Annotated in this window: 26 protein-coding genes, 1 tRNA gene and 1 other RNA gene; 16 read left to right on the top strand and 12 right to left on the bottom strand. The window is 72.4% G+C overall.

What is annotated here, in order from left to right:
- Positions 1-41: 41 nt before the first annotated feature.
- The 3 genes from BLQ67_RS00865 to BLQ67_RS00855 all read left to right on the top strand — a co-directional run bounded on the left by BLQ67_RS00865 (position 42) and on the right by BLQ67_RS00855 (position 1,771).
- Entirely contained in the window at positions 42-500 is a 459-nt protein-coding gene (locus tag BLQ67_RS00865) for a peroxiredoxin (protein ID WP_231945112.1), read from the top strand.
- Positions 493-1,707, top strand: coding sequence for an MFS transporter (locus BLQ67_RS00860; RefSeq protein WP_092501610.1), 1,215 nt, complete (start codon positions 493-495; stop codon positions 1,705-1,707). The genes BLQ67_RS00865 and BLQ67_RS00860 overlap by 8 nt, the downstream gene beginning before the upstream one ends.
- Positions 1,698-1,771, top strand: a tRNA-Val gene (locus BLQ67_RS00855). Before BLQ67_RS00860 ends, BLQ67_RS00855 begins: the two co-directional genes overlap by 10 nt.
- On the opposite strand, the gene BLQ67_RS17040 is transcribed toward BLQ67_RS00855, so the two are convergent.
- Entirely contained in the window at positions 1,731-2,093 is a 363-nt protein-coding gene (locus tag BLQ67_RS17040; protein ID WP_456236361.1) for a phosphatase domain-containing protein, read from the bottom strand. The genes BLQ67_RS00855 and BLQ67_RS17040 overlap by 41 nt on opposite strands.
- The gene (locus tag BLQ67_RS00850; protein WP_092501608.1) at positions 2,060-2,302 is read right to left on the bottom strand and encodes a hypothetical protein; all 243 of its coding nucleotides are present in this window, start codon (positions 2,300-2,302) and stop codon (positions 2,060-2,062) included. The genes BLQ67_RS17040 and BLQ67_RS00850 overlap by 34 nt, the downstream gene beginning before the upstream one ends.
- Before the next feature lie 133 nt (positions 2,303-2,435).
- Here BLQ67_RS00850 and BLQ67_RS00845 point away from each other — a divergent pair, with 133 nt between their 5' ends.
- The gene (locus tag BLQ67_RS00845) at positions 2,436-3,353 is read left to right on the top strand and encodes a homocysteine S-methyltransferase family protein (protein ID WP_092501606.1); all 918 of its coding nucleotides are present in this window, start codon (positions 2,436-2,438) and stop codon (positions 3,351-3,353) included.
- Between the two features lie 4 nt (positions 3,354-3,357).
- Here BLQ67_RS00845 and BLQ67_RS00840 read toward each other — a convergent pair whose 3' ends face one another.
- The gene (locus BLQ67_RS00840; protein WP_231945111.1) at positions 3,358-4,701 is read right to left on the bottom strand and encodes an MFS transporter; all 1,344 of its coding nucleotides are present in this window, start codon (positions 4,699-4,701) and stop codon (positions 3,358-3,360) included.
- Between the two features lie 144 nt (positions 4,702-4,845).
- Here BLQ67_RS00840 and BLQ67_RS00835 point away from each other — a divergent pair, with 144 nt between their 5' ends.
- Positions 4,846-5,049 (top strand): hypothetical protein, encoded by a 204-nt coding sequence (locus tag BLQ67_RS00835; protein ID WP_092501605.1) that lies wholly within the window; start codon positions 4,846-4,848, stop codon positions 5,047-5,049.
- A gap of 14 nt (positions 5,050-5,063) precedes the next feature.
- On the opposite strand, the gene BLQ67_RS00830 is transcribed toward BLQ67_RS00835, so the two are convergent.
- Positions 5,064-5,264 carry a hypothetical protein gene (locus tag BLQ67_RS00830; protein ID WP_092501603.1) on the bottom strand — a complete coding sequence of 67 codons (201 nt, stop codon included), beginning with the start codon at positions 5,262-5,264 and terminating at the stop codon, positions 5,064-5,066.
- Positions 5,261-6,136, bottom strand: coding sequence for an ion transporter (locus tag BLQ67_RS00825; protein ID WP_157674607.1), 876 nt, complete (start codon positions 6,134-6,136; stop codon positions 5,261-5,263). Before BLQ67_RS00825 ends, BLQ67_RS00830 begins: the two co-directional genes overlap by 4 nt.
- Before the next feature lie 79 nt (positions 6,137-6,215).
- Here BLQ67_RS00825 and BLQ67_RS00820 point away from each other — a divergent pair, with 79 nt between their 5' ends.
- The 6 genes from BLQ67_RS00820 to BLQ67_RS00795 all read left to right on the top strand — a co-directional run bounded on the left by BLQ67_RS00820 (position 6,216) and on the right by BLQ67_RS00795 (position 10,377).
- Complete coding sequence (locus BLQ67_RS00820; protein WP_092501599.1) at positions 6,216-7,034, top strand: Nif3-like dinuclear metal center hexameric protein; 819 nt, start codon at positions 6,216-6,218, stop codon at positions 7,032-7,034.
- A 58-nt stretch (positions 7,035-7,092) separates the two neighbouring features.
- Positions 7,093-7,833, top strand: a complete 741-nt coding sequence (locus BLQ67_RS00815; RefSeq protein ID WP_092501597.1) for a zinc ribbon domain-containing protein — start codon at positions 7,093-7,095, stop codon at positions 7,831-7,833.
- Positions 7,830-8,258 (top strand): reverse transcriptase-like protein, encoded by a 429-nt coding sequence (locus BLQ67_RS00810; protein ID WP_092501596.1) that lies wholly within the window; start codon positions 7,830-7,832, stop codon positions 8,256-8,258. The genes BLQ67_RS00815 and BLQ67_RS00810 overlap by 4 nt, the downstream gene beginning before the upstream one ends.
- A gap of 161 nt (positions 8,259-8,419) precedes the next feature.
- Positions 8,420-8,762, top strand: an RNA gene (gene rnpB, locus BLQ67_RS00805) — RNase P RNA component class A.
- A 110-nt stretch (positions 8,763-8,872) separates the two neighbouring features.
- Positions 8,873-9,763 carry a tetratricopeptide repeat protein gene (locus BLQ67_RS00800; RefSeq protein ID WP_157674606.1) on the top strand — a complete coding sequence of 297 codons (891 nt, stop codon included), beginning with the start codon at positions 8,873-8,875 and terminating at the stop codon, positions 9,761-9,763.
- Positions 9,764-9,882: 119 nt separating this feature from the next.
- Positions 9,883-10,377 carry a hypothetical protein gene (locus tag BLQ67_RS00795; protein ID WP_092501592.1) on the top strand — a complete coding sequence of 165 codons (495 nt, stop codon included), beginning with the start codon at positions 9,883-9,885 and terminating at the stop codon, positions 10,375-10,377.
- A gap of 30 nt (positions 10,378-10,407) precedes the next feature.
- Here the strand turns inward: BLQ67_RS00795 and BLQ67_RS00790 are convergent, their stop codons facing one another.
- Genes BLQ67_RS00790 through BLQ67_RS00780 form a run of 3 tightly spaced genes read right to left on the bottom strand, consistent with a single transcriptional unit; the run spans position 10,408 to position 14,137 of the window.
- The gene (locus BLQ67_RS00790) at positions 10,408-12,396 is read right to left on the bottom strand and encodes a PTS fructose transporter subunit IIABC (protein ID WP_092501590.1); all 1,989 of its coding nucleotides are present in this window, start codon (positions 12,394-12,396) and stop codon (positions 10,408-10,410) included.
- Between the two features lie 8 nt (positions 12,397-12,404).
- Positions 12,405-13,355 (bottom strand): 1-phosphofructokinase family hexose kinase, encoded by a 951-nt coding sequence (locus BLQ67_RS00785; RefSeq protein ID WP_092501588.1) that lies wholly within the window; start codon positions 13,353-13,355, stop codon positions 12,405-12,407.
- Positions 13,352-14,137 (bottom strand): DeoR/GlpR family DNA-binding transcription regulator, encoded by a 786-nt coding sequence (locus BLQ67_RS00780; protein WP_092501586.1) that lies wholly within the window; start codon positions 14,135-14,137, stop codon positions 13,352-13,354. Before BLQ67_RS00780 ends, BLQ67_RS00785 begins: the two co-directional genes overlap by 4 nt.
- A 156-nt stretch (positions 14,138-14,293) precedes the next feature.
- Here BLQ67_RS00780 and BLQ67_RS00775 point away from each other — a divergent pair, with 156 nt between their 5' ends.
- On the top strand, positions 14,294-15,679 hold the full coding sequence (locus tag BLQ67_RS00775; protein ID WP_092501584.1) for an NAD(P)/FAD-dependent oxidoreductase: 1,386 nt from the start codon (positions 14,294-14,296) through the stop codon (positions 15,677-15,679).
- Between the two features lie 63 nt (positions 15,680-15,742).
- Here BLQ67_RS00775 and ppgK read toward each other — a convergent pair whose 3' ends face one another.
- Together ppgK and map are read right to left on the bottom strand one after the other, a co-directional pair.
- The gene (gene ppgK, locus BLQ67_RS00770) at positions 15,743-16,513 is read right to left on the bottom strand and encodes a polyphosphate--glucose phosphotransferase (protein ID WP_092501582.1); all 771 of its coding nucleotides are present in this window, start codon (positions 16,511-16,513) and stop codon (positions 15,743-15,745) included.
- A gap of 13 nt (positions 16,514-16,526) precedes the next feature.
- Positions 16,527-17,402 carry a type I methionyl aminopeptidase gene (map, locus tag BLQ67_RS00765; RefSeq protein ID WP_092501580.1) on the bottom strand — a complete coding sequence of 292 codons (876 nt, stop codon included), beginning with the start codon at positions 17,400-17,402 and terminating at the stop codon, positions 16,527-16,529.
- 28 nt (positions 17,403-17,430) lie between these two features.
- On the opposite strand from map, the gene BLQ67_RS16265 reads away from it, so the two are divergent.
- Both BLQ67_RS16265 and BLQ67_RS00760 read left to right on the top strand, forming a co-directional pair.
- Positions 17,431-17,604 carry an SPOR domain-containing protein gene (locus tag BLQ67_RS16265; RefSeq protein ID WP_157674605.1) on the top strand — a complete coding sequence of 58 codons (174 nt, stop codon included), beginning with the start codon at positions 17,431-17,433 and terminating at the stop codon, positions 17,602-17,604.
- 346 nt (positions 17,605-17,950) lie between these two features.
- Positions 17,951-19,279: an HNH endonuclease signature motif containing protein gene (locus BLQ67_RS00760; RefSeq protein ID WP_092501578.1), complete on the top strand. Its 1,329-nt coding sequence runs from the start codon at positions 17,951-17,953 to the stop codon at positions 19,277-19,279.
- A 34-nt stretch (positions 19,280-19,313) separates the two neighbouring features.
- Here BLQ67_RS00760 and BLQ67_RS00755 read toward each other — a convergent pair whose 3' ends face one another.
- Entirely contained in the window at positions 19,314-19,820 is a 507-nt protein-coding gene (locus BLQ67_RS00755) for a DUF1697 domain-containing protein (protein WP_092501576.1), read from the bottom strand.
- A 4-nt stretch (positions 19,821-19,824) separates the two neighbouring features.
- Positions 19,825-20,682, bottom strand: coding sequence for a 3-methyl-2-oxobutanoate hydroxymethyltransferase (gene panB, locus BLQ67_RS00750; RefSeq protein ID WP_092501574.1), 858 nt, complete (start codon positions 20,680-20,682; stop codon positions 19,825-19,827).
- 67 nt (positions 20,683-20,749) lie between these two features.
- Between panB and BLQ67_RS00745 the strand changes: the two genes are divergently transcribed.
- Together BLQ67_RS00745 and BLQ67_RS00740 are read left to right on the top strand one after the other, a co-directional pair.
- The gene (locus BLQ67_RS00745; protein ID WP_092501572.1) at positions 20,750-22,840 is read left to right on the top strand and encodes an NAD(+) synthase; all 2,091 of its coding nucleotides are present in this window, start codon (positions 20,750-20,752) and stop codon (positions 22,838-22,840) included.
- A 28-nt stretch (positions 22,841-22,868) separates the two neighbouring features.
- Positions 22,869-24,194: a glutamine synthetase family protein gene (locus BLQ67_RS00740; protein WP_092501570.1), complete on the top strand. Its 1,326-nt coding sequence runs from the start codon at positions 22,869-22,871 to the stop codon at positions 24,192-24,194.
- The last annotated feature ends 26 nt before the right edge of the window (positions 24,195-24,220 follow it).

Here is a 24,220-nt window from a genome sequence, read left to right as displayed (position 1 = left end):
CCCGTCCGGCGGCGCAGGAGCGCGGTGCCAGGATGGGTGCCATGGGTCCCACCATCGGCGACATCGCCCCCGACTTCACGCTCACCGACCACCGTGGCGAGGAGGTCACGCTGTCGGAGCTGCGCGGCACGCCGGTGGCGCTCGTGTTCTTCCCGCTGGCGTTCACGGGCACGTGCACCGGAGAGCTGTGCGAGCTGCGCGACTCCATCGAGCTCTTCGACGACGCCGGCGTCGAGCTGCTGGCGATCTCCGTGGACTCGAAGGCGACGCTCGCGAAGTTCGCCGAGGTCGAGGGCTACGGCTTCCGCCTGCTCGCGGACTTCTGGCCGCACGGCGAGGTCGCGAGCCGCTACGGCGCCTTCCTGCCCGAGCGCGGCTTCGCGACGAGGGCGACGTACCTGATCGACGCCACGGGCCTCGTCGCGGCGGCGTTCCGCACCGAGCCGGGCGAGGCGCGCCCGATCGCCGCCTACCGCGAGGCGCTCGCGCAGCTTGCCTGACGTCGCCGCCGGCGCGTCCGGCCGCGACCGTCTCGCCGTCGTCGCCTCGGGCGTGGGCGGGCTGTCGGTGCTCTACGCGACGCAGCCCATCCTCGACGCGCTCGCGCGCGACCTCGGCGCGACCGAGTCCGCCGCGGCGTGGACGATCGCGGGCTCGACGCTCGGCGTCGCCCTCTCCGCACCGATCGCGGGTGCGATCTCGGATCGTCTCGGCCGCCGTGCCGTGATCGTGTGGGCGCTCGTCGGCGTGCTCGCGACGACGCTGCTCTGCGCGCTCGTGCCGACGCTGTGGGCGCTCGTGGCCGTGCGCATCCTGCAGGGGATGCTCGTGCCGTTCGTGTTCTCGACGTCGATCGCGATGATCCCCGAGGCGTGGCCGGGGTCGCTGTCGGTGCGGCTCGGCGCGCTGCAGGTCGCCGGGACCGCGATGGGCGGATTCCTCGGCCGGCTCGTGTCGGGACTCGCCGCGCCGCTCGGGTGGCGCTGGTCGTTCGTGGCGGTCGCGCTCGTCGTCGCGCTTGCGCTGGCGGCTGTCGTCGCGTGGCTGCCGCGCGATCGCGGCTTCTCGCCGTCGCCCTCGTTCGGTGCCGGCGTGCGCGGATTCGGATCGCACTTGCGCGACGGCCGCATCCTCGCCACCTGCCTCGTCGGCGCGGCGCTGCTCGCGCTGCAGGTGGGCTCGTTCACGTACGGATCGCTCGCGCTCGTCGCGCCGCCGCACGGGTTGGCGGAGTGGCAGGTGTCGCTCGTGTTCGTCGTGTTCCTGCTCGCGATCGTCGTGACGCCGCGCGTCGGCGGCGTCATCGCGCGCGTCGGCCTCGTGCCGACGTTCCTCGCCGCCGTCGTGATCGGCGTCGTCGGCCTCGCGATCGCGGCGTTCGGCGCCCAGGGAGCGACGTGGGCGATCGTCGTCGGCCTCGCCCTCACGTGCGTCGCGGTCTTCGCTGGCCAGTCGTGTGCGACGGGCTTCGTCGCGCGCCACGTCGTCGTCGCCCGCTCGTCGGCGGTCGGGCTCTACCTGACCGCCTACTACCTCGGCGGCGCCGTCGCGGCGGTCGCGCTCGGCCCAGTGTTCCTCGGCTTCGGCTGGCTCGGATGCGTGCTCGCCCTCGCCGTCGTGCTCGCGCTCTCGGCTCCGGTCGCGGCACTCGCGTGGCGGGGCACGCCGGCGTCGTCGGGCTCGCGTATCGTCGACCCGGGCCCGTAGCTCAGTCGGTCAGAGCACCTCGTTTACACCGAGGGGGTCAGCGGTTCGAGCCCGCTCGGGCCCACGGCGCTCGCCTCGGCGAGCACATCGCCCAGCGCCGCATCCACCGCCGCGAGCGCGGGCGACGGCGCACCGATCGCTCCCTCGTCGTCGACGAGTGCTACCGGGATGCCGAACGACCACCAGACCTCGCGGATGTCCTCGCGGTCGTCGACCGCGAGCGCGACGCGGTAGCGGGCCGACAGCAGGCGGCCGATGTCGGTCTTCACCTCGTGGTCGGGGCGCAGGTCGGTGCGGCCGCGCAGCACGAGCTCGTCGTGCTCGACGCCGTGCTCGCGCAGCCACGCCGTCGTCACGAACGACCAGCGGGCGTTGCGCGCCGACACCACGACGACGCGGTAGCCCAGCTCGCGGGCACGCGCCGCCAGCGCGACGACGGGGCGTGCGGCGGGCAGTCGATCGACTCCGCGTGGAACGCGTCGAAGTTGCGGCGGCCCGTGCCGTCGACGTGGTGGCGGATGCTGCGCACGTCGCAGAGCGTGCCGTCGACGTCGAACAGCACGGCGGGCGCGCGGTCGGCGATGGGCAGGGGCATCGCGCCACGATAGTCGCGACTCGCGCGGCGATCCTGGGCGCTCATACGGCCGACGGTGGGGGACGAGCGTGTGCCCGCGCGTGCGTCGCGCGCACGACGCGAGGATGCTGGGCCGCGGACGGGGTGGTGCACGATGACCACGGATGCGCTCACGGTGACCGACGCGGGGCTCGAGACGGTGCTGCTGTTCCATGACGGCATCGCCCTTCCCCACTTCGCGGCCTTCCCGCTGCTCGACGACGCGAACGGTCGCTCGGCGATGCGGCGCTACTTCGACGCGTTCGTGGCCATCGCCGACGAGCGCGGGCTGCCGGTCGTGCTCGATACCCCGACCTGGCGCGCCAACGCCGACTGGGGTGCACGGCTCGGATGCGACGCCGACGCACTCGACAAGGCCAACGCCGCCGCGGTCGCGTTCGTGCGCGAGACCCTCGACGGGCGGGAAGGTGCGCTCGTCGAAGGCGCCATCGGCCCGCGCGGCGACGGCTACGTCGTTGGCGAGCGCATGACGCCCGACGAGGCCGAGGCGTACCACTCGGCGCAGGTGCGCAGCCTGCGCGATGCCGGCGCCGACCGGGTGTCGGCCATGACGCTCACCTACGCCGACGAGGCGATCGGCGCCGTGCGCGCCGCGGCGGCCGCCGGCATCCCGATCGTGCCGTCGTTCACGGTCGAGACCGATGGACGCCTGCCCGACGGCAGCGAGCTCGGCGACGCCATCGCCCTCGTCGACGCCGAGACCGACGGCGCGGCGCTCACGTGGATGGTGAACTGCGCGCATCCCGACCACGTCGCGCCCGGCCTCGCTCGCGCGACCCCCGCCGTGCGCGACCGCATCGGCGCACTCCGCGTCAACGCGTCGCGTCGGTCGCATGCCGAGCTCGACGCCGCCGACGAGCTCGACGCCGGCGACCCGACCGAGCTCGGCACCGACGTCGCCGCGCTGCGCGCGCTCGTACCGCACGTGCGCATCCTCGGCGGATGCTGCGGCACCGACGCGCGGCACGTCGCCGCGATCGTCGACGCGTGGGGCAGCGCCACGACCACGTAGACGCCTACGCCGTCAGGTCCACGCCCTTCGTCTCGCGCATCCGCAGCACCGCGATCGACGCGGCCACGGCGACGAGCGACACGTAGACGATGAACAGCCACGACGCGCCGATCGACGACAGCCACAGGTTCACGTACAGCGCCGTGCCGCCGAAGATCGCGACCGACAGCGAGTTCGCGATGCCGATGCCGCGGGCGCGGTGGCGCGTGCGGAACTGCTCGGAGAGCAGCGCCGAGTAGATGCCGTTGCCGCACGCGACGAGCACGAGCGCGACCGTCTGGGCGACGAGCAGCGTCCACGCCTCGCTCGAGATGAGCAGCGTGAGCGGCGCCGTCAGCAGGGCGAAGCCACCCGTGAAGATGAGCGCGACGGGGCGTCGGCCGATGCGATCGGAGAGGATGCCGGCGAACGGCATGACCGCGACGCACACGAGCTGCGCGACGAGGCTCGACGCGAAGGCCGCCGACGGCTCCATGCCGTGCTGCGCCGTCGCGAGCGACGACGCCGACGTGAGCCACGTGTAGAACGCGATCGAGATGAGCGCGACGAAGAAGAACACCTTCACGCCCGAGCGCACGGCGTCGCCGCGGTCGGCGGCAGTGGCAGGCGACGACGCCTCGGCGCCGACCTCGCCCTCCGCCTGCGCCGTGCGCAGCACGTCGGACTCGATCATCGCGACGCGCAGCACGAGCGCCACGATCGCGAGCACGGCGCCGAACGCGAACGGAATGCGCCACGCCCACTCGGCCACGGCATCCACGCCGAGCGCGGTGTTGAGGCCGAAGCCCATCGCCGACGCGAGGATCGACCCCACGAGCACGCCCATCGCGAGCGTCGACGACCAGAGACCACGTCGGCGACGCGGCGCGATCTCGGCGATGTACGCGTAGCCGGCCGTCGACTCCGCGCCGTGCGCGAGGCCCTGCGCGAGGCGTGCGATCAGCAGCAGGACCGACGCGAGCACGCCCGCCTGCTCGAACGTCGGCAGCAGCGCGATGCCGAGCGACGCGGCGCTCATCGTGAGCATCGTCGCCACCATGACGGTGCGGCGGCCCCAACGGTCGGCGAGCCAGCCCGACAGGATGCCGCCGAGCGGGCGGAAGAGGAAGCCGACGCCTAGCACCGCGAACAGCGACAGCAGCGCGCTCGTCGGGTCGGCCGGGTCGAAGAGCGCGCTGCTCAGCGCGCCTGAGAACACGACGGCGATGTTCCAGTCGAACCACTCGAGGCCGTTGCCGACCGCCGACGCGAGCATCGAGCGGCGACGCTGCTGGATCGTGGGTCCGCCGGGCGGCAGGTCGTCGGATGCGGTCGCGGGGGAGTCGGATGCTGCGGTGGCGCTGGTCACCTGCCGATCTTAAGGACGTTCCTGCACCGAGTCCTGAAAGTGCGATGCGCCGTGGGCGGACGCTGCATTCCCGGCTCGCCGGGCGCATCCGCCGATGCGCACAAGGGGCTGGCGCACGGTGTCGCATGCGCGAGGATGGGGGACATGGACGAGCCCATCCAGACCCAGGAGCGCGCGCAGTTCGCCGTGATCGGCATCGCGCTCATCCTCGCTGCCCTCATGGTGGTCGCGCTGGCGACCAGCACCGGCGACGCGTGGCGCTGGTTGATGCTCGGCGCGCCGGTCGCGATGATCCTCAGCGCCACGACCCGCCTGCGCCGCATCCGCGCGACCCGTCAGCCCGACTGAGGCCAGGGGGCTCGCTAGAGCACGGAGTCGCCGTCTCGGCGGCCGCGACGCGAGATGACGACGAGCACCCCGACGGACCCCGCGCCGACGAGCCCGGGCACCCAGCCCTGCCCAGGGAAGAGCGCCGTGCCGAGCACCAGCACGCCGACGGCGACGACGACGAAGAGCGCCGCGAACCCGAGGAAGCGCCAGGCGGCCTTCTCGGAGTCCCTCATGCCCCGCGCCGCTCCTCGGCGATCGACCGCACCATCGCCTTCAGCTCGAGCACCTCGTCCATGAGCTGCTGCTCCTTGATCGTGAGCTGCGTCTCCTCCTCCTTCTGGTTCTCGAGCGCCTCGCACGTGACGGCGATGAAGAGGTTGAGGATCACGAAGGTCGAGATGAGGCCGTAGCCCATCATGAACGGCCACGCCCACGGCAGCTCGGCCTGCAGCGGCGGCACGATCTCACCCCAGCCGTCGCCGTTCAGCAGGCGGAAGAGCGAGACGGTGGATGCGCCGAGGTCGCCGAAGAGCTCGGGCGCGATGTCGCCGAAGAGCATGGTGCAGGCGACGACGTAGACGTACATGATGATGACGAGCAGGCCGCCGATGGCGGAGATGCCGGGGATCGCCGAGCCGAGCGCGCCGACGACGCGGCGCAGCGACGGCACCTGCGACAGCAGCCGCAGGACGCGCAGCACGCGGAGCACGCGCAGCACCTGCAGCGCCCCGCCCGACGGCACGTACGAGACGGCGACGACGAACAGGTCGAAGAGGTTCCAGCCGTTCGTGAAGAAGCGCCAGCCGTACGCCGAGATGCGCAGCACGACCTCGATCGTGAACACCGTGAGGATGATCGCGTCGACGACGTAGAGGATGCCGCCGCCGATGCCGTGCATGCCCGGATACGTCTCGACGCCGATGAGGATGGCGTTGACGACGATGAGCGTGATGATGCTGCGCTGGAACCAGCGGTGCTCGACGACGCCCTGCAGGCGTGCGCGCCAGGCCGGCACGGGGCGCCGCGGATCGGCGTCGTCGGGTCGCGGGAAGGCGGCGTCGCTCGCGGGGTCGGATGCGGTGGTGGCGGGGGCGTCGGTCGTCACTCGCCGATCCTCGCCGACGTCGCTGGGTGCTCGCCCTGGCGGGCAGGACGCCCGAGGACCCGCACCTAGACTGGAGCGCATGACCTCCGTCGCCGACGTGCAGCTCGCCGTCGAGCGGCTGTGGCCCCGCGCGGGCGCCGAGGGCTGGGATGCCGTGGGCCTGATCGCGGGCGATCCCGCCGACGAGGTGCGCCGCATCCTGCTCGCCGTCGACGCCGTGCTCGACACCGCCGCCGAGGCCGTCGCGACGGGCGCCGACCTGCTGCTCGTGCACCATCCGCTGCTGCTGCGCGGCGTGACCTCCGTCGCGGCCGACACCGGCAAGGGCCGCATCGTCACCGACCTCGTGCGCGCCCGCTGCGCGCTGCTCGCTGCGCACACGAACGCCGACGTCGTCGAGCGCGGCACGTCGGGCGAGCTCGCGCGCATCCTCGGCCTCACGGCGCAGCAGCCGATCGTCGCGAGCGCGTCGGGCGACGACACGGGACTCGGCCGCGTCGGCCTGCTGCCCGAGCCGATCACGCTCGGCCGCCTCGCCGAGGTGCTCGCGCGGGCGCTGCCGTCGACGGCGAGCGGCATCCGCGTCGCCGGATCCTTCGACCGCCCCGTGCAGCGCATCGCGCTCTGCGGCGGTGCGGGCGACTCGCTGCTCGCCGAGCCCGCCGTGGTCGCTGCCGACGTCTACGTGACGAGCGACCTGCGCCACCATCCGGCGTCGGATGCCCGCGAGCGCCACGCGCTCGGCCGCGGTCCCGCGCTCATCGACGTGTCGCACTGGGCGAGCGAGTGGCTGTGGCTCGACGCCGCGGCCGAGCAGCTGCGCGCCGAGCTGCCGGGCGTCGAGGTCGCCGTGAGCGACCTGCGCACCGACCCGTGGGACTTCCAGGTGCCGCAGTGATGCGCACCACCCTCACCACCGCACGCCCCGCGACGACCCGTCGCGCGAAGGAGGACGCATGGCCCTGACCGCGAGCCCCGAGGACCAGCGCCGGCTGCTGACGCTGCAGGACGTCGACACGCGCATCCGCCAGTTCGAGCACAAGGAGCGCACGCTGCTCGACGACCCCGAGATCGCCGCGTCCGACGACGCGCTCGTGGGCCTCGACCGCACGGTGCTCGAGCGCCTGGGCGCCGTCGACGACCTGCAGGCCGAGGTGCGCCGCATCGAGGCCGATGTGCAGGTCGTGGAGGCGCGCGCGACGCGCAACCGCGAGCGGCTGCAGCAGACGTCGGATGCGAAGACGGCATCGGCGATGGAGCACGAGATCGAGACCCTCGACAAGCGCCGCAGCGACCTCGAGGACATCGAGCTCGAGGTCATGGAACGGCTCGAGGTCGCCGAGGGCGAGCTCGGCGAGGCCCGCACGGCCGCCGAGGACGAGCGCGCCCGCCGCGGTCGCCTCGCGACCGCTCGCGACCAGGGCCTCAAGGGCGTGCGCAACGAGCTCGAGGCGGCGCGCAGCGACCGCGCGGGTGCCGAGTCCGGCATCCCCACCGACCTCCTCGCCCTCTACGAGCGCCAGCGCGCCCGCTACGGCCTCGGCGCGAGCCACCTCACGCGCGGCATCTCGACGGCGAGCGGCGTGCAGCTGACGTCGGCGGAGCTCGCCGAGGTGCGGAACGCCGCGCCGGATGCGGTCGTGCTGTGCCCGTCGTCGTCGGCGATCCTCGTGCGCACCGAGGAGTCCGGCCTGTGAGCCGCACCCTCATCGTCGAGGCCGACGGCGGCTCGCGCGGCAACCCCGGCCGCGCGGGCTCGGGCGCCGTCGTCATCGACCCCGCGACGGGCGAGCTGCTCGCCGAGGTAGGCACGTTCGTCGGCATCGCCACGAACAACCTCGCCGAGTACCGCGGCATGATCGAGGGCTGCCGCACGGCGCTGAGCATCGATCCGGATGCGGCGCTCGACGTGCGCATGGACTCGAAGCTCGTCGTCGAGCAGATGTCGGGCCGCTGGAAGATCAAGCACCCGTCGATGGCCGACCTCGCGCAGGAGGCCCGCCAGCTGCTGTCGGGCGTCTCGGTGCGCTTCACGTGGGTGCCACGCGCGCAGAACGCGCGCGCCGACAAGGTCGCGAACGAGGCGATGGACGTCGGCGCCTCGTTCGAGCGCCGCCACTGACGCGACCGCCTTCGCGTGGAGGGGTCACTTCCTGACGGGGAGGGGTCACTTCCTTGCGAAGAGTGGTCACCTGATGCCGCGACACGCCGCACGAAGCGGCAAGAAGTGACCCCTGCTGATCCCACCCGGGCCCGCCGCATCCCGTACCATCGTCTGCGGGACTGGTCGGCTAGGCGGCCGCGTCACCTTCGGGTGCCGAGGAACGTCCGGGCTCCGCAGAGCAAGGTGGTGGATAACGTCCACCCGGGGTGACCCGCGAGCAAGCGCAACAGAGAGCAGGTCCGCCGACCTTACGTCGGTCAGGAGTGAAACGGTGGTGCAAGAGACCACCAGCGTCGTGTGCGAGCACGGCGGCTAGGCAAGCCTCACCTGGAGCAAGACCAGACAGAAGACCATGGGGCTGCTCGTCCCGTCTTCGGGTAGGTCGCTGGAGGCGTGCGGCAACGTACGTCGTAGAGAGATGGCCGTCCACGACAGAACCCGGCGTATCGGCCGGCCAGTCCCCTCACCACCGCCGCGCAGCATCGGCGCGTATCGTGCCGGCCGGTCGGCAGCGCCTGAGAAGTCAGCCACTGTCCGAGTTTCGGATCGGACTTCCCCCTATAGTCAGCCTCGTGGGTCTCGACGAGAATGTCTCAGCTATCGCGAAGCAGGCGTACGAAGCTGCGCAAGAGAGTCTTCGTGATGGCAACCTGGCAGTGGCCGAGATGCGATTGAAGAACGCTGCCGCGCTTGGAAACGCTGATGCGATGGTGGCGCTGGGCGACGCGGCGCATCACCGCGGCCTCGCTGACGCTGCCTGGCATTGGTACCAGGCCGCCGCTGAGAAGGGGAACGCAGTCGCCTTGGTCCGGATGGGACTGGTGCGAGAGGCAGCAGGGGACGAAGCAGGCAAGGTGCACTGGTTCCTCCGCGCTGTTGAATCCGGATCGCGGGATGCAATGTTCAACATGGGAAACCACCATCGCGACCAAGGCGACTTCGCCACGGCCAAGTCTTGGTACGCGAAGGCAGCCGGCCTCGGCGATGACGACGCGATGCGCCTCATCGGCGCGCTGGAACTGGCGACCGGCACACTCGAGTCCGCGCTTCCGTGGTTCGAACAAGCCTCGAGCGCTGGCAACGAGGAGGCCGCGGACGCCCTGCAACAGCTTCGAGGTGCTCTCAACGGCGATGCCGAAAGTCTCGTCTTCGTGGCGTGGGCGTTCGCCGACCGAGGCAACGATCGCGAGGCTGCGCGATGGAAGGGTGCCGCGGTCCGGGCTGGAGTCAGGAACATCGACCATCGGTTCGGCCTGCACTTCGAGATGGTCGAGAAGCGTGACGAAGCGATGGCGAGCTACTCGAGATCGACGCTGGCTGGCAATCGCGAATCGCTCGACGGCATCATGCGACTCTGCGACACCGAGCAGTTCCTACAGTGGGTCATCGGAGCGATCGAGCGTGGTGACCGCGTGGCGGACGAGTTCATGACGGAGTTTCGCCGAAGTAACGGCTTCGACTGACACCGATCGGGCATGCCGCCGTACGTCGTAGAGAGATGGCCGTCCACGACAGAACCCGGCGTATCGGCCGGCCAGTCCCCTCACCACCGCCGCGCAGCATCGGCGCGTAGCGTGCTCGCATGACGATGGATCCCGAGCAGGCGAAGCGGCGTGGGCGGGGTGCCGACCCCGACGATCCGGCCCTGCGGCTCTTCCGCGGACCGGATGCGACGAGCCCTGACGCGTGGGGATCCGACGAGCCGCCGCCCGAGGTGCGCACCGTGATCGTGCAGCACGCCGTGCCTGCGGTCGTGCTGCCGATCGCCGCGGTCGGATTCGCGTGGCTCACGTCGCGCGGCGACCGCGCGCTGCCGATCGAGTGGGCGATCGGGCTCGCGATCGTGATCGCGGTGGTCGGCGTCGCGTCGGGAGTCACGGCGGTGCTGCTGCGGATGGGTTCCGAGCGCGTGCGGCGCATGCTCACCTGGCCCGAGCGGGAGTCTGCGAGCGACGTCTTCGTCATGGGCGGCGCCTACATGTTCAGCCGCGACCGGCTGCGCACGCGCCGTGCACGCCAGTGGTTCGCACGCCGAACCGAGCAACGCCGCGCACGCCGAACGGGCGGGCCGCGCTAGCGACCCGCCCGTCCTCGCACCGCTGGAACGTCAGACCGTCGCGAGCTCGCGCTCCTCGACGGCGATGGGCGTGCGGCGCACCCAGCGCTTGAGGGCGATGACGAGCAGCGCCGTGATGATGACGCCGACGGCGATCGCGACGATGAACATCGCGATGTTGCCGATGGCGAAGAACACGAAGATGCCACCGTGCGGCGCCTGGCTCGTGACCCCGGCCGCCATCGAGATGGCACCGGTCGCAGCCGCGCCGACGATGGATGCACCGATGACGCGCAGCGGGTCGGCAGCGGCGAACGGGATCGCTCCCTCCGAGATGAACGACGCGCCCAGCAGCCAGGCGGCCTTGCCGTTCTCGCGCTCGGCAGCAGAGAACAGGCGACGATCGAGCACGGTCGCGAGCGCCATCGCGAGGGGCGGCACCATGCCTGCGGCCATGACGGCGGCCATGATCATCCACGGTCCCGGGTTGTCGGGCGAGCCGTTGGCGAGGTTCGCGACGGCGAACGAGTACGCGACCTTGTTGATGGGGCCGCCGAGGTCGATCGCCATCATGGCGCCGAGGATGACGCCGAGCAGCACGACCCCCGTGCCCGTGAGGGAGTTGAGGAAGTCGCCGAGACCCGTCGAGAGCGCGGCGATGGGGCCGCCGAGCACGAGCACCATGAGGCCCGACGCGACGATCGACGCGAGCAGCGGGATGAGCACGACGGGCATGAGGCCCGCGAGCCAGCGCGGCACGTTCCACGTGCCCATCCAGCGGGCGACGACGCCGGCGAGCAGACCGCCGACGATGCCGCCGAGGAAGCCGGCGCCCATGAAGCCTGCGATCGAGCCGGCGACGAAGCCGGGCGCGATGCCGGGGCGGTCAGCGAGGCCGTAGGCGATGTACCCGGCGAGCGCGGGCACGAGGAACGCCATCGATGCGCCACCGATCGTGAACGCGACGCAGCCGAGGTAGTAGAGGAAGCCTTCGGGCGGAAGGTTCCAGAGCTGGAAGTTCAGCGCCGTGAACTGCGCGACGTTCTGGCCGGGCACGTCGCTGCCGAACGCGATCTCGAAGCCGCCCATGAGGAAGCCGAGCGCGAGCAGCAGACCGCCACCGGCGACGAACGGGATCATGTAGCTGACGCCGGTGAGCAGCACGCGCTTGAGCAGCGCGCCGAACGACTCGTTCGCTGCCGGGGCGGCGGATGCGGCGGCCGCGCCGCCGGCGACGCGCGGCGCCGAGGGGTCGTTGGCTGCGGCGAGCGCGCGGACCACGAGCGCGTCGGCCTCGTCGATGCCCTTCTTCACGGGCACCTGCACGACGGGCTTGCCGGCGAAGCGGCCCTTGTCGCGCACGTCGACGTCGACGGCGAAGATCACGGCCTCGGCGGCGGCGATGATCGCGGGGTCGAGCGGCTTCGAGCCCGCGGAGCCCTGCGTCTCGACCGTCACGCGCACGCCGGCGCGGTCGCCGGCGGCCTTGAGCGCATCCGCCGCCATGTACGTGTGGGCGATGCCGGTGGGGCAGGCGGTGACGGCGACGAGCGAGCGTGCGTCGGCGGCGACGGTCGCCGCTGCCTCCTCGCGGTCGGCGACGGCGGCGTCGACGAGCGCGACGACCTCCTCGGGCGTCGATGCGCTGCGCAGCGCAGCCGTGAACTCGTCGTCGACGAGCGAGCCGGCGAGGCGCGACAGCACCTGCAGGTGCGTGTCGGCGGCGCCCTCGGGCGCGAGGATCATGAACAGGATGTCGGCGGGGCCGTCGGGTGCGCCGAAGTCGACCGTCGGGGCGAGGCGGGCGAAGAACAGGCCCGGCTCGGTGACGGCGGCCGTCTTGGCGTGGGGGATGGCGATGCCGCCGCCCATGCCGGTGGGCGTGAGCGCCTCGCGGGCGAGCACGTCGGTCGCGAGGGCGTCGGCGTCGGAGGCGCGGCCTGCCTGGGCCACGAGGCCCGCGATGGTGCGGATGACATCGTCCTTCGTGGCGCCCAGCGGGCGATCCAACGAGACGAGCTGCGGAGTGATGACGGGCAACGTTGCTCCTAGTGGGTGGTGGCCTGGTGGCCGATGGGGTGGACGGCGACGCGGGAGGCGTCGGCCTGGTCGAGGGTCGGGATGCCGGTGCCGGGCAGGGCGGCGGCGGCGGAGCCGTGGGCGACGGCCTGTGCGAGGCGCGCGGCGTGGTCGTGGCCGCGGTGCTCGGCGTGCAGGTAGCCGGCGAGGGTCGCGTCGCCGGCGCCGACGGTCGAGCGCACGACCGTGGGCGGGGGAGCGGCGCGCCAGCCGCCGTCGGCGGTCACGAGCGCGGCGCCGTCGGCGCCGAGCGTCAGCAGCACCGTGGGGACGCGCGCCGTGAGGTCGTGCGCGGCGGCGACGGCCGCTGCGGGCTCGTCGAGCGCGTGCGGGTCGAGGCCCAGCAGCTCGGCGAGCTCGGTCTCGTTGGGCTTCACGAGGTCGACGCCGGCGTCGATCGCGGCGGCGAGGGCGGGGCCCGACGTGTCGACGGCGATGCGCGCGCCGTCGGCCTGGCGCACGGCGCGCACGATCGCGGCGATGACGCCGACGTCGGTGCCGGGCGGCAGGCTGCCGGCGATGACGACCCACGAGGCCTTCGTCGCGAGCTCGTCGACGACGTCGAGCAGCGCGTCGAGCACGCGCGCGTCGACGGCGCCGCCCGACTCGTTGACCTTCGTCGTCGTGCCGTCGGGGTCGACGATCGCGAGGTTCTGCCGCACGGGTGCGTGCACGGCGACCGCGCGCGTCGGCACGTCGAGGCCCTCGAGCGACGCGACGAGCCGGTCGTGCGCATCCGCGACGACGATCGCGGTGGATGCGGTGCCCGCGGCGAGCAGCGTGCGCGTGACGTTGACGCCCTTGCCCGCGGGCTCCTCGGTCGCGCGGCCGTGCGCGCGGGCGACGCCGCCGACCTCGAGCGCGGCGCCGAGCTCGACGGTGCGGTCGATCGACGGGTGGAGGGTGATGGTGAGGATCATGCGACGTGCACCTCCGTGCCGGCGGCCTCGAGGGCCGCGGCGGTCTCGGCGTCGGGCTCGGCGTCGGTGACGACGACGTCGACGGCGCTGAGCTCGGCGAAGCGGCAGAGCGTCGAGGCGCCGACCTTCGAGCCGTCGGCGAGACACGCGACGCGGCGGCCCGACGCGACGATCGCCGCCTTGACGGCCGCCTCCTCGGGGTCGGGGGTCGTGAGGCCCGAGGCGTCGAGCCCGTTGGTGCCGAGCACGACGACGTCGGGGCTCATCGACTGGATCGCGAGCAGCGTCTGCGCACCGACGGAGGCGCCGGTGAGCTGGCGCAGGCGGCCGCCGATCACGTGGACCTCGATCGCGGGGTGGCGGGAGAGGATGGCGGCGACGGCGGGCGCGTGCGTCGCGACGACGAGGCGGGCGCCGAAGTGCTGCGGCCACTGCTGCACGATCGCCTCGGCGAAGGCGGCGGTCGTGGTGCCGGCGTCGACGAGCAGGCTCGTGGCGCCGAGGGCGACGAGGCGACGTGCGGCGAGATCGGCGATGCGGTGCTTGCCTGCGGGGTTGCGGCCGACGCGCTCGTCGACAGCGGACTCGACGAGGCTCACGCGCTCGGCGCTCACTGCGCCGCCGTGCACGCGGCGGGCGATGCCGGCCACCTCGAGCGAGTCGAGGTCGCGACGCACGGTCTCCTGCGTGATGCCGAGGTCGGTGGCGAGCTCGGTGACGAGCACGCGTCCGTCGGCGCGGATCCGCGCTGCGATCGCATCGCGGCGCTGCACTGCCAGCATCGAGCCTCCTTGGTCGTGGGCACGACGATAGCAGGTGAACAAAGCAAAGCAAAGACAAACGCAGATTCTTCGCGCAGCGAGCCTTGCAAGGTGCGCGCCGGATGGGCTCCAGCGGGCAGGATGACCCCAAGCCACCACCGCGTGCGAGGAGCATCCGTGACGACCTACCGCAACGGCGAGATCTCGCACTGGGCGCGCACGACGCCGCGTCCGTCGCTGCGCACCGCGGCGGCGCTGCCCGACGAGGTCGACCTCGTCGTGGTCGGCGGCGGCCTCACGGGGCTGTGGCTCGCGTACTACGCGCTCGTGGACGACCCGACGCTCCGCGTGCTCGTCGTCGGGGCCGAGCGGGTCGGCTACGGCGGCTCGGGCCGCAACGGCGGCTGGCTGTCGCCGCTGCTGCCGGGCAACCGGGCCGTCTACGCGCGCACGCGCGGCATCGACGCCGTGCGCTCGTTCCAGCGCGAGATGCTCGGCGCGATCGACGAGACCCTCGCGGTCGTCGAGCGCGAGGGCATCGACGCCGGCGCCGTGCGCGGCGGGCAGCTGCGCGTCGCGACGACGCCTGCCGGGCTCGCGCGACTCGAGGCGGATCGCGCAGGGCACCTGCGCTTCGGCTACGAGCCCGACGACGCCGTCATGCTCGACGCCGCGGCGACGCGGGCGCGCATCGCGGTCGACGGCGCGCTCGGCGGCATGCTCATGCCGTCGACGGCGCGCGTGCAGCCCGCTGCGCTCGTCGCCGGTCTCGCGGCCGCCGTCGAGGCACGGGGCGGCACGATCGTCGAGGGCGTGCGCGCCGAGGCGGTCGAGTCGGGCGTGGTGCGCACGAGCCACGGGCCCGTGCGCACGAGGCACGCCATCGCGTGCACCGAGGCGTACTCGGGGCCGCTCGTCGGCGAGCGCGCGCTCATCCCCGTCAACTCGTCGATCATCGTGACGACGCCGCTGTCCGACGAGGACTGGGCGCGGATCGGCTGGGATGCGCGCGAGTGCCTCGGCGACGCCGCCCACACGTTCATCTACGCGCAGCGCACCGACGACGGCCGCATCGCGATCGGCGGGCGCGGCTCGCCCTACGCGTTCGGCTCGGGCCTGCCTGGCGACGGCGCGATGCCGACGGCCGTCATCCGCCAGCTCCACGGCAGGCTGCGTTCGATGTTCCCGGGCATCCGCATGCCCGTCGCGCACGCGTGGCGCGGCGTCATCGGCGTGACGCGCGACTGGTGCGCGCGCGTGCACGTCGACGGCGCGACGGGCATCGGCCACGCGTACGGGTACGCGGGCCACGGCGTCACCGCCACGAACCTGGCGGCGCGCACGCTGCTCGACCGCATCCGCGGCCGCTCGACGGCCCTCACGGCGCTGCCGTGGAACGACCACGACAGCGGCACGTGGGAGCCCGAGCCGATCCGCTTCGTCGGCGTGCACGCGATGTACCGCATGTTCGGCGTCGCGGACGCGTGGGAGGAGCGCACGGGCGCCGCCGACACGGCGCTGGTCGCGAAGGTCGGCGCGCGGCTCGCGGGCCTCGCCGAGTAGGGCGGGCACGACGAACGGCGCCGCATCCCTCGCAGGGATGCGGCGCCGCCGTGCGTACGGAGGCTAGATGCCGACCGCGAGCGCCGCGGCGCCCATGATGCCCGCGTTGTTGCGCAGCGTCGCCGGCACGATGGGCGTGCGCAGGTCGAGCAGCGGCAGGAACTTGTCGGCCGACTTCGAGACGCCGCCGCCGACCACGAAGAGGTCGGGAGAGAAGATGAACTCGAGGTGCGCGTAGTAGCGCTGCAGGCGCTCCGCCCATTGCTCGTAGGTGAGCTCCTCGGTCTCGCGCACCTTGTTCGACGCGCGCGACTCGGCGTCGTGGCCGTCGAGCTCGAGGTGGCCGAGCTCGGCGTTCGGCACGAGCACGCCCTTGTAGATGAGCGCCCCGCCGATGCCGGTGCCGAGCGTCGTGAGGATCACGAGGCCGTCGACGTCCTTCGCGGCACCCCAGTGGTCCTCGGCGATGCCCGCCGCATCCGCGTCGTTCACGAAGTGGATGGGGCGTCCGAGGTGCTCCTCGAAGAACGCCTCGGCCTCGAAGCCGATCCACTGGTCGGAGACGTTGGCGGCGCTGAGCGTGCGCCCGTGCTTCACGATGGCGGGGAAGGTGACGCCGATCGGGGTCTTCTTCTTGGCGTCGAGCTGCTCGACGAGCTCGACCACGACCTGCGCGATCGCCTCGGGCTCGCCGCCCGTCGGCGTCGGCAGCTTGATGCGGTCGCTCAGCAGCTCGCCCGATCGCACGTCGACGAGCGCGGCCTTGATGCCGGTGCCGCCGATGTCGACGCCGATGGCCTGCTTCGGCGTCGTGTCCTTCTTGTCCTTGCTCATGGGTCCTGCGTTCCTACGTCGTCGTGGTCGGGAGGGTGAGGATGTCGGCGCCGTCGTCGGTGACGGCGATCGTGTGCTCGAACTGCGCCGTGATGCTGCGGTCGCGCGTCACGGCGGTCCAGCCGTCGGCCCACAGGTCGTGGTCGGCGGTGCCGAGCGTGAGCATCGGCTCGATCGTGAACACCATGCCGGGCACGATCTCGGTCGTGTACGCGTCGGCGTCGTGGTGGGGGATGACGAGGCCCGAGTGGAACGACGTGCCGACGCCGTGGCCGGTGAAGTCGCGCACGACGCCGTAGCCGAAGCGCGCGGCGTACGACTCGATCGAGCGGCCGATCACGTTGACGCGGCGGCCAGGCTTGACCACGGCGATCGCGCGTCGCAGCGCCTCCTGCGTGCGGTCGACGAGGTCGTCGACCTCGGGCGCGACGGCGCCGACGCGGAACGTGCGGTTCGTGTCGCCGTGCACGCCGTCGACGTAGGCGGTGATGTCGACGTTCACGATGTCGCCCTCGGCGAGCACGGTGTCGTCGGGGATGCCGTGGCAGATGACCTCGTTGACGCTCGTGCACGACGAGCGCGGGTAGCCGCGGTAGCCGAGGGTCGAGGGATACGCGTGGTGCGCGACGAGGTACGCGTGGCCGATGCGGTCGAGCTCGTCGGTCGTGACGCCGGGCCGCACGGCTGCGCCGACGGCCTCGAGGGCATCGGCGGCGATGCGTCCGGCGGCGCGGATGCGCTCGATGGCGGGCGCGTCGTACACGTCGCCGCCGACGTGCTGCGCTGGCCCCGAGCGGCCCACGTACTCGGGCCTGGCGATGCTCGCGGGCACCGCCGGAGCAGCCCCGACGACGCCGGGCACCAGGTGACCGCTCGCGTCCTTGGGCATAGGCTCCAGCATAGGGAAGGGGACGATGATGACCGACTATTGGTACAACCTCGAGACCGGCGCCGTCGAGGAGGGCATGGTCTCTCCTGGCTACGACCGCGCGGGTCCCTTCACGTCGGCCGAGGAGGCCGCGAAGGCGCCCGAGATCATCAAGCAGCGCTCGAAGCAGTGGGCTGCGGAGGACGCCGCCGAGGACCGCTGACGCGGTGGCGACCTGCCACCGAGGCGTCGTCGCCGACCAGCTGGTCGAGGAGGCCCCGAGCGCAGCGAGGAGCCGTCACGAGACCTCGTGACATGCCTGCTCGACGCGACCGCGCGCATGGCTGGGCGGGAGCGGTGGTCGCGTGGTCTCGTGACGCGTGCTCGCCCTTCGGGCTCGCGCGCTCCTCGACCAGCTGTTGGGAATCCTCTCGTCTCGCCTGCCTAGCCGTCTCCCCAGCCGCTCCTTGAGGTGCGAGCGAAGCGAGCCTCGAAAGTGGCACCTGACCCTCCCGAATCGGCCCGCGACCGACGCTTTCGATGTCAGTGGTTGCTGGCAGAGTCAGGTCATGGCGCAGGAGATCGCAGGCACGGGGCAAGGTCCCGACGCTGCCGCGCTCGACGCCATCCAGGCCAACGCGATGAGTCAGCTCGCCGCGATCCGCTCCGGCAAGCAAGCCCTCGAGGCGCACGAGACGCGAGTGCTCGCAGCGCTCGGTCACCTCGCCTTGCATCGCGCGGGTGGCGGGAGCAGCCAGCGTTCCGCGATGGAGATGCGCGCCGTCGCCGCCGAGGTCGGGCTGCAAGCGCGAGTCTCCGACCTGACGATCGAGCGGCAGATCGGCGACGCCATGACCCTCGTCGACACCTGGCCCGTGCTGCTCGAGGCGTTCGCCGAGGGCCGGATCGGGCGCGGGCACGTGCGGGCGATCACCGAGGCGGGCGGGGTGCTGTCGAGCACCGACGTCACGCCTGAGCAGCGCGCCGAGTTCGAGCATCAGATGGTCGCGCTCGCCGAGACCACCACGCCTGCCCGTGTGAAGAAGGTCGCCCGTCGCGAGGCCGACAAGCACCTGACCGAGCCGCTCGTCGAACGCCATCGCGCAGCCCGTGACGACCGTCGCGTGACGTGCGACGACCTCGACGACGGCATGTCCTGGATCGGCGCGCTCGTGCCGTCGGTGCTCGCCCACGGGATCACGGCGTGGCTCCGGGCCGGCGCGAAGGCGAAGTCGAAGGACGACCCACGATCGATGCAGCAGTGGCAGGCGGACGCGTTCTGCGAGCTGCTGCTGACCGGCTCCGGCCAGCCGGCGATCGAGCGCACGCCCGGCGGTGCCGAGGTCGAGCACGCGGGGTTGTTGGCGACGATCAAGCCGATCGTGCAGGTCACGATGCCTGTCACGACGCTCACCGGAACGAGCGCGGCGCCCGGTGCCCTCGACGGCGCACAGCCGGTCGACGCGGAGACCGCCCGCATCCTCGCCGGCGTCGCCGCGACCTGGCAGCGACTGCTGACCGACCCGATCCGCGGCACGGTCGTCGAGGTCGACACCTACTCGCCGGCCGAGGCGCAGCGGCGCCTCCTGCGCGCCCGCGACCAGCACTGCCGGTTCCCCGGCTGCGGCGCCAAGGCTCGCGACGACGACGCCGACCACACCATCGCGTGGGAAGACGGCGGCCCGACCAGCCTCGGGAATCTCGCGCACCTCTGCCGTCGGCACCACACGCTGAAGCACGCGACCGCCTGGTCAGTCAGCCAGCCGACGCCGGGCGTCCTGCACTGGCAGTCGCCGTCGGGCCACGACTACGTCGACCTGCCACCACCCGTCGGCCCGAGGTTCGTCGAGGTGCTCCCCGACGATCCAGGACCGCCTCCACCCGCCCTGCCGTTCTGACGCGCCGCTCCGGCGCGACCGCCAGACGGCAGCGTCATCCCGCCGCGAGCACCCGGCGCAGCGTGCGCACGTTCCTCGTGGTCGTCGACTCCTTGCCGATGCGCGCGACCGCGATGCCGACGGGGGAGTCGAGCGTGTGGCCCTTGGGGTTCGACCAGTGCAGCACGTCGCCGGCGAGCAGCAGCTCCTCGGGCGTCTCGGTCTCGGCGATGCGCTCGAGCACGCCGTCGTCGAGCGCGAACACCACGTACGGTGTGTGCTCGTCGTCCTCGGCGAACGGGTACGCGTCGACGACGGCCTGCAGGGCTTCGATCGTCTGCCCGTGCACGCGGATGCGGCGGCCGAAGCGCTCCTCGAGCGCCGCCTCGGCCGTGCGGGCCGCAGCCGACGCGTCGGAGGCGTCGACGATGGCGTTGCCGCTCGCGAGCACCGTGCGCACCTCGCCGAGGCCGGCGTCGGCCAGCAGCGTGCGCAGGTCGGCGGAGCGCACGGTGACGCCGCCGACGTTGACGCCGCGCAGCAGCAGGACGACGCGAGCCATGCGCCTACTCGTACTCGTGCTCGGCCGCCGGGTAGGCGCCCGAGTCCACGTCGGCCTTGAACGCCTGCGCCGCCTCGGTGAGGGTCTGCGCGAGCTGCGCGTACTGCTTCACGAACCGTGGGGTGCGGCCGGTCGTGAGGCCGGCCCAGTCGGTCCACACGAGCAGCTGGCCGTCGCAGTGCGGCCCGGCGCCGACCGAGAGCGTCGGGATCGACAGGGCAGCCGTGACCTTCGCGGCCGCATCCGACGGCACCATCTCGAGCACGACGGCGAACGCGCCGGCCGCCTCGACCGCGAGCGCGTCGCGCAGCAGCTGGTCGGCACCGTCGTCGCCGCGGCCCTGGATGACGTGGCCGCCGAGGCCGTGCTCCGACTGCGGGGTGAAGCCGACGTGGCCCATGACGGGGATGCCAGCCTCGACGATGCGACGGATCTTGTCGGCCGAGCGCTCGCCGCCCTCGAGCTTCACCGCGTGCGCACCCGTCTCCTTCATGAAGCGGATCGCGGTGTGCAGCGCCTCCGACGCATCCACCTCGTACGAGCCGAACGGCATGTCGGCCACGACGAGCGCGCGCTGGCACGAGCGTGCGACGGCACGCGTGAGGGGGATGAGCTCGTCGACCGTGACCGGCAGGGTCGTGTCGTAGCCGAGCACGGTGTTGCCCGCCGAGTCGCCCACGAGCAGGAAGTCGATGCCCGCCCGATCGAAGATCTGCGCCGTGAGCGTGTCATAGCTCGTGAGGCCCGTGATCTTCACGCCGTCGGCCTTCGCCTGGCGGAAGTGGCGGGTGCGAACCCGCTTGCGACCGGTCGTGGGCGCGGACTGCGGGGCGCCCCCGTAGGGGCTCGACTCCTCTGGCATGCCGACGAGCCTACGCCGCGGCCGCGCCTGCTCGGGAGCGGACGGGTTCGTCTGCGAGGATCGACCCATGGATGCGTTCCGCAGCGCCTACGCCCACGGATTCGCGCGCGTCGCCGCGTGCACGCTGCCGGTCGCGCTCGCGCAGCCCGCGGTCAACGCCGAGCGCATCGCCGAGCGCGTGCGCGCGCTCGACGCCGAAGGCGTGGCCGTCGCCGTCTTCCCCGAGCTGTCGCTGTCGGGCTACGCGCTCGACGACCTGCACCTGCAGGACGTGCTGCTCGACGCCGTCGACCGCGCCGTCGTCGACCTCGCCGAGGCGACCGCCGACTGCGCCCCGATCGTCGCCGTCGGCGCCCCCCTCGCGATCGGGAGCCGGGTGTTCAACTGCGCCGTGCTGCTGCACCGCGGCGTCGTGCTGGGCGTCGTGCCCAAGATGTCGCTGCCGAACTACCGCGAGTTCTACGAGCTGCGCTGGTTCGCCGAGGGGTCGCGCGCACCCGCCGTCATCCAGCGTCCGCACTGGCCGGGCGCCGACGAGGATGGCGAGCTGCCGTGCGGCCCCGACCTCGTGGTCGTCGCCGACGACGTGCCGGGGCTCGCGGTGCACGCGGAGATCTGCGAGGACATGTGGGTGCCCGTGCCGCCGTCGTCGCTCGCGGCGCTCGCAGGCGCGACGGTGCTGCTCAACCTCTCGGCCTCGCCCATCACGGTCGGCCGCGCCGAGGATCGCCACCTGCTGGCCCGCTCCGCATCCGCTCGGGCCAATGCCGTCTACGCGTACGCGGCGGCGAGCGAGGGGGAGTCGTCGACCGACCTCTCGTGGGACGGCATGACGATGGTCTACGAGATGGGCGACCTGCTGGGGGAGTCCGAGCGGTTCCCGTCCGGCCCCGCCCAGACGATCGTCGACGTCGACCTCGACCGACTGCGGCAGGAGCGGATGCGGCAGGGGTCGTTCGACCAGAACGGCGCGATGATCGGCGTGCCCGGCGTGCGCGAGATCCACGTCGAGCTCGAGCCGACGACCGCCGACATCGGGCTGCTGCGCACGGTCGACCGCTTCCCGTTCGTGCCCGACGACCCCGCCCGCCTCGCGCTCGACTGCTACGAGGCGTACAACATCCAGGTCTCGGGCCTCGAGCAGCGTCTGCGCGCGCTCACGACCGACACGTACGCGCCGACGATCGTCATCGGCGTCTCGGGCGGCCTCGACTCGACGCACGCGCTCATCGTCGCGGCGAAGGCGCTCGAGCGCCTCGGTCGCCCCGTCACCGACATCCTCGCGTTCACGATGCCCGGCTTCGCGACGAGCGACGGCACGAAGTCGAACGCGATCGCGCTCATGGAGGCGCTCGGCGTGACGTGGGATGAGCTCGACATCCGCCCCGTCGCCACGAGCATGCTGCAGGCCATCGGCCACCCGGCGGGCGACGGCGAGCCCGTGTACGACGTCACGTTCGAGAACGTGCAGGCGGGCCTGCGCACCGACCTGCTGTTCCGCATCGCCAACCAGCGCGGCGGCATCGTGCTGGGCACCGGCGACCTCTCGGAGCTCGCGCTCGGCTGGTGCACCTACGGCGTCGGCGATCACATGTCGCACTACGGCGTCAACGGCGGCATCCCCAAGACCCTCATCCAGCACCTCATCCGCTGGGTCGTCGACACGGGCCAGTTCGGCGCCGACGTCGATCGCGTGCTCACCGCGATCGTCGGCCAGGAGATCAGCCCCGAGCTCGTGCCGCAGACCGAGGAGGGCGCGCTGCAGTCGACGGAGTCGATGATCGGCCCGTACCCGCTGCAGGACTTCACGCTCTTCCACGTGCTGCGCCGCGGCTACCGTCCGTCGAAGATCGCGTTCCTCGCGATGCACGCGTGGGGGGATGCGTCGGCCGGCGCCTGGCCCGTCGGCTACCCCGACGACAAGCGCGTCGCGTACGACCTCGCCACGATCCGTCGCTGGCTCGAGGTGTTCGTGCGCCGCTTCTTCCAGCACCAGTTCAAGCGCTCGGCGCTGCCCAACGGCCCCAAGGTCGTCGCGGGCGGCTCGCTGAGCCCGCGCGGCGACTGGCGGATGCCGTCGGATGCGAGCGCGGCGGCATGGCTCGCCGAGCTCGACGCGGCCCTGCCGGCGGCGGCCGACGGCCCCGCGCCCCGATAGCCTGAAGACCTGCGAGGGAAGGGACCCGATGGACAAGCAGCGTGACTTCGTGCTCCGCACGATCGAGGAGCGCGGCGTCAAGTTCGTGCGCCTGTGGTTCACCGACGTGCTCGGCACGCTGAAGTCGGTCGCGATCGCCCCCGCGGAGGTCGAGAGCGCCTTCGCCGAGGGCCTCGGCATCGACGGCTCGTCGATCGAGGGCCTCACGAGCGCGTCGGAGGCCGACGTCATCGCGAAGCCCGACCCGGCCACCTTCCAGGTGCTGCCGTACCGCGGCGAGATCGACCCGACCGCGCGCATGTACTGCGACATCCACACGCCCGACGGCGAGGCCGCCGCCGCCGACCCGCGCAACGTGCTGAAGCGCACGCTCGCGAAGGCCGCCGAGCGTGGGTTCTCGTTCTACACGCACCCCGAGTGCGAGTTCTACCTGCTGCGCGACGCCGACCCGGCGAACCCCGTGCCCGTCGACCAGGCCGGCTACTTCGACAACGTGCCCGGCGGCACCGCCAACGACTTCCGCCGCGCGAGCGTGCGCATGCTCGAGGACCTCGGCATCTCGGTGGAGTTCAGCCACCACGAGGCCGGCCCCGGTCAGAACGAGATCGACCTCCGCTACGCCGATGCGCTCACGACGGCCGACAACATCCAGACGTTCCGCACGGTCGTGAAGGAGGTGGCGATCGCCCAGGGCGTGCACGCCACCTTCATGCCGAAGCCGCTGCAGTCGAAGCCCGGCTCGGGCATGCACACGCACATGTCGCTCTTCGAGGGCGAGCAGAACGCGTTCCACGACCCGGCCGGCCAGTACCGCCTGTCGAAGACCGGCAAGCAGTTCGTCGCGGGCCTGCTCAAGCACGCGCCCGAGTTCACGGCCGTCACGAACCAGTTCGTCAACTCCTACAAGCGCCTGTGGGCTGGCGACGAGGCGCCGAGCCACATCTCGTGGGGCCACAACAACCGCTCGGCGCTCGTGCGCGTGCCGCTGTCGAACAAGCCGTCGTCGGCGCGCGTCGAGTACCGCGGCATCGACTCGGCCGCCAACCCGTACCTCGCGTTCTCGGTCATGCTCGCCGCGGGCCTCAAGGGCATCGAGGAGGGCTACGAGCTGCCGGAGGAGGCGACGACCGAGGTCTGGAGCCTCACCGACAAGGAGCGTCGTGCCCTCGGCTACCTGCCGCTGCCGTCGAGCCTCGACCGGGCGCTCGGCCAGATGGAGGACTCCGAGCTCGTCGCCGAGACGCTCGGCGAGCAGGTGTTCGAGTTCTTCCTGCAGTCGAAGCGCGAGGACTGGCGCCGCTACCGCGCGCAGGTGACGCAGTACGAGCTCGAGGCGAACCTCACGCTGCTTTGATGCGCGGCCCCGTCGAAGGACGCTGA

It is taken from the genome of Agrococcus jejuensis (assembly GCF_900099705.1).
GTDB lineage: Bacteria > Actinomycetota > Actinomycetes > Actinomycetales > Microbacteriaceae > Agrococcus > Agrococcus jejuensis.
This window is presented reverse-complemented; position numbering and strand designations above follow the sequence as displayed.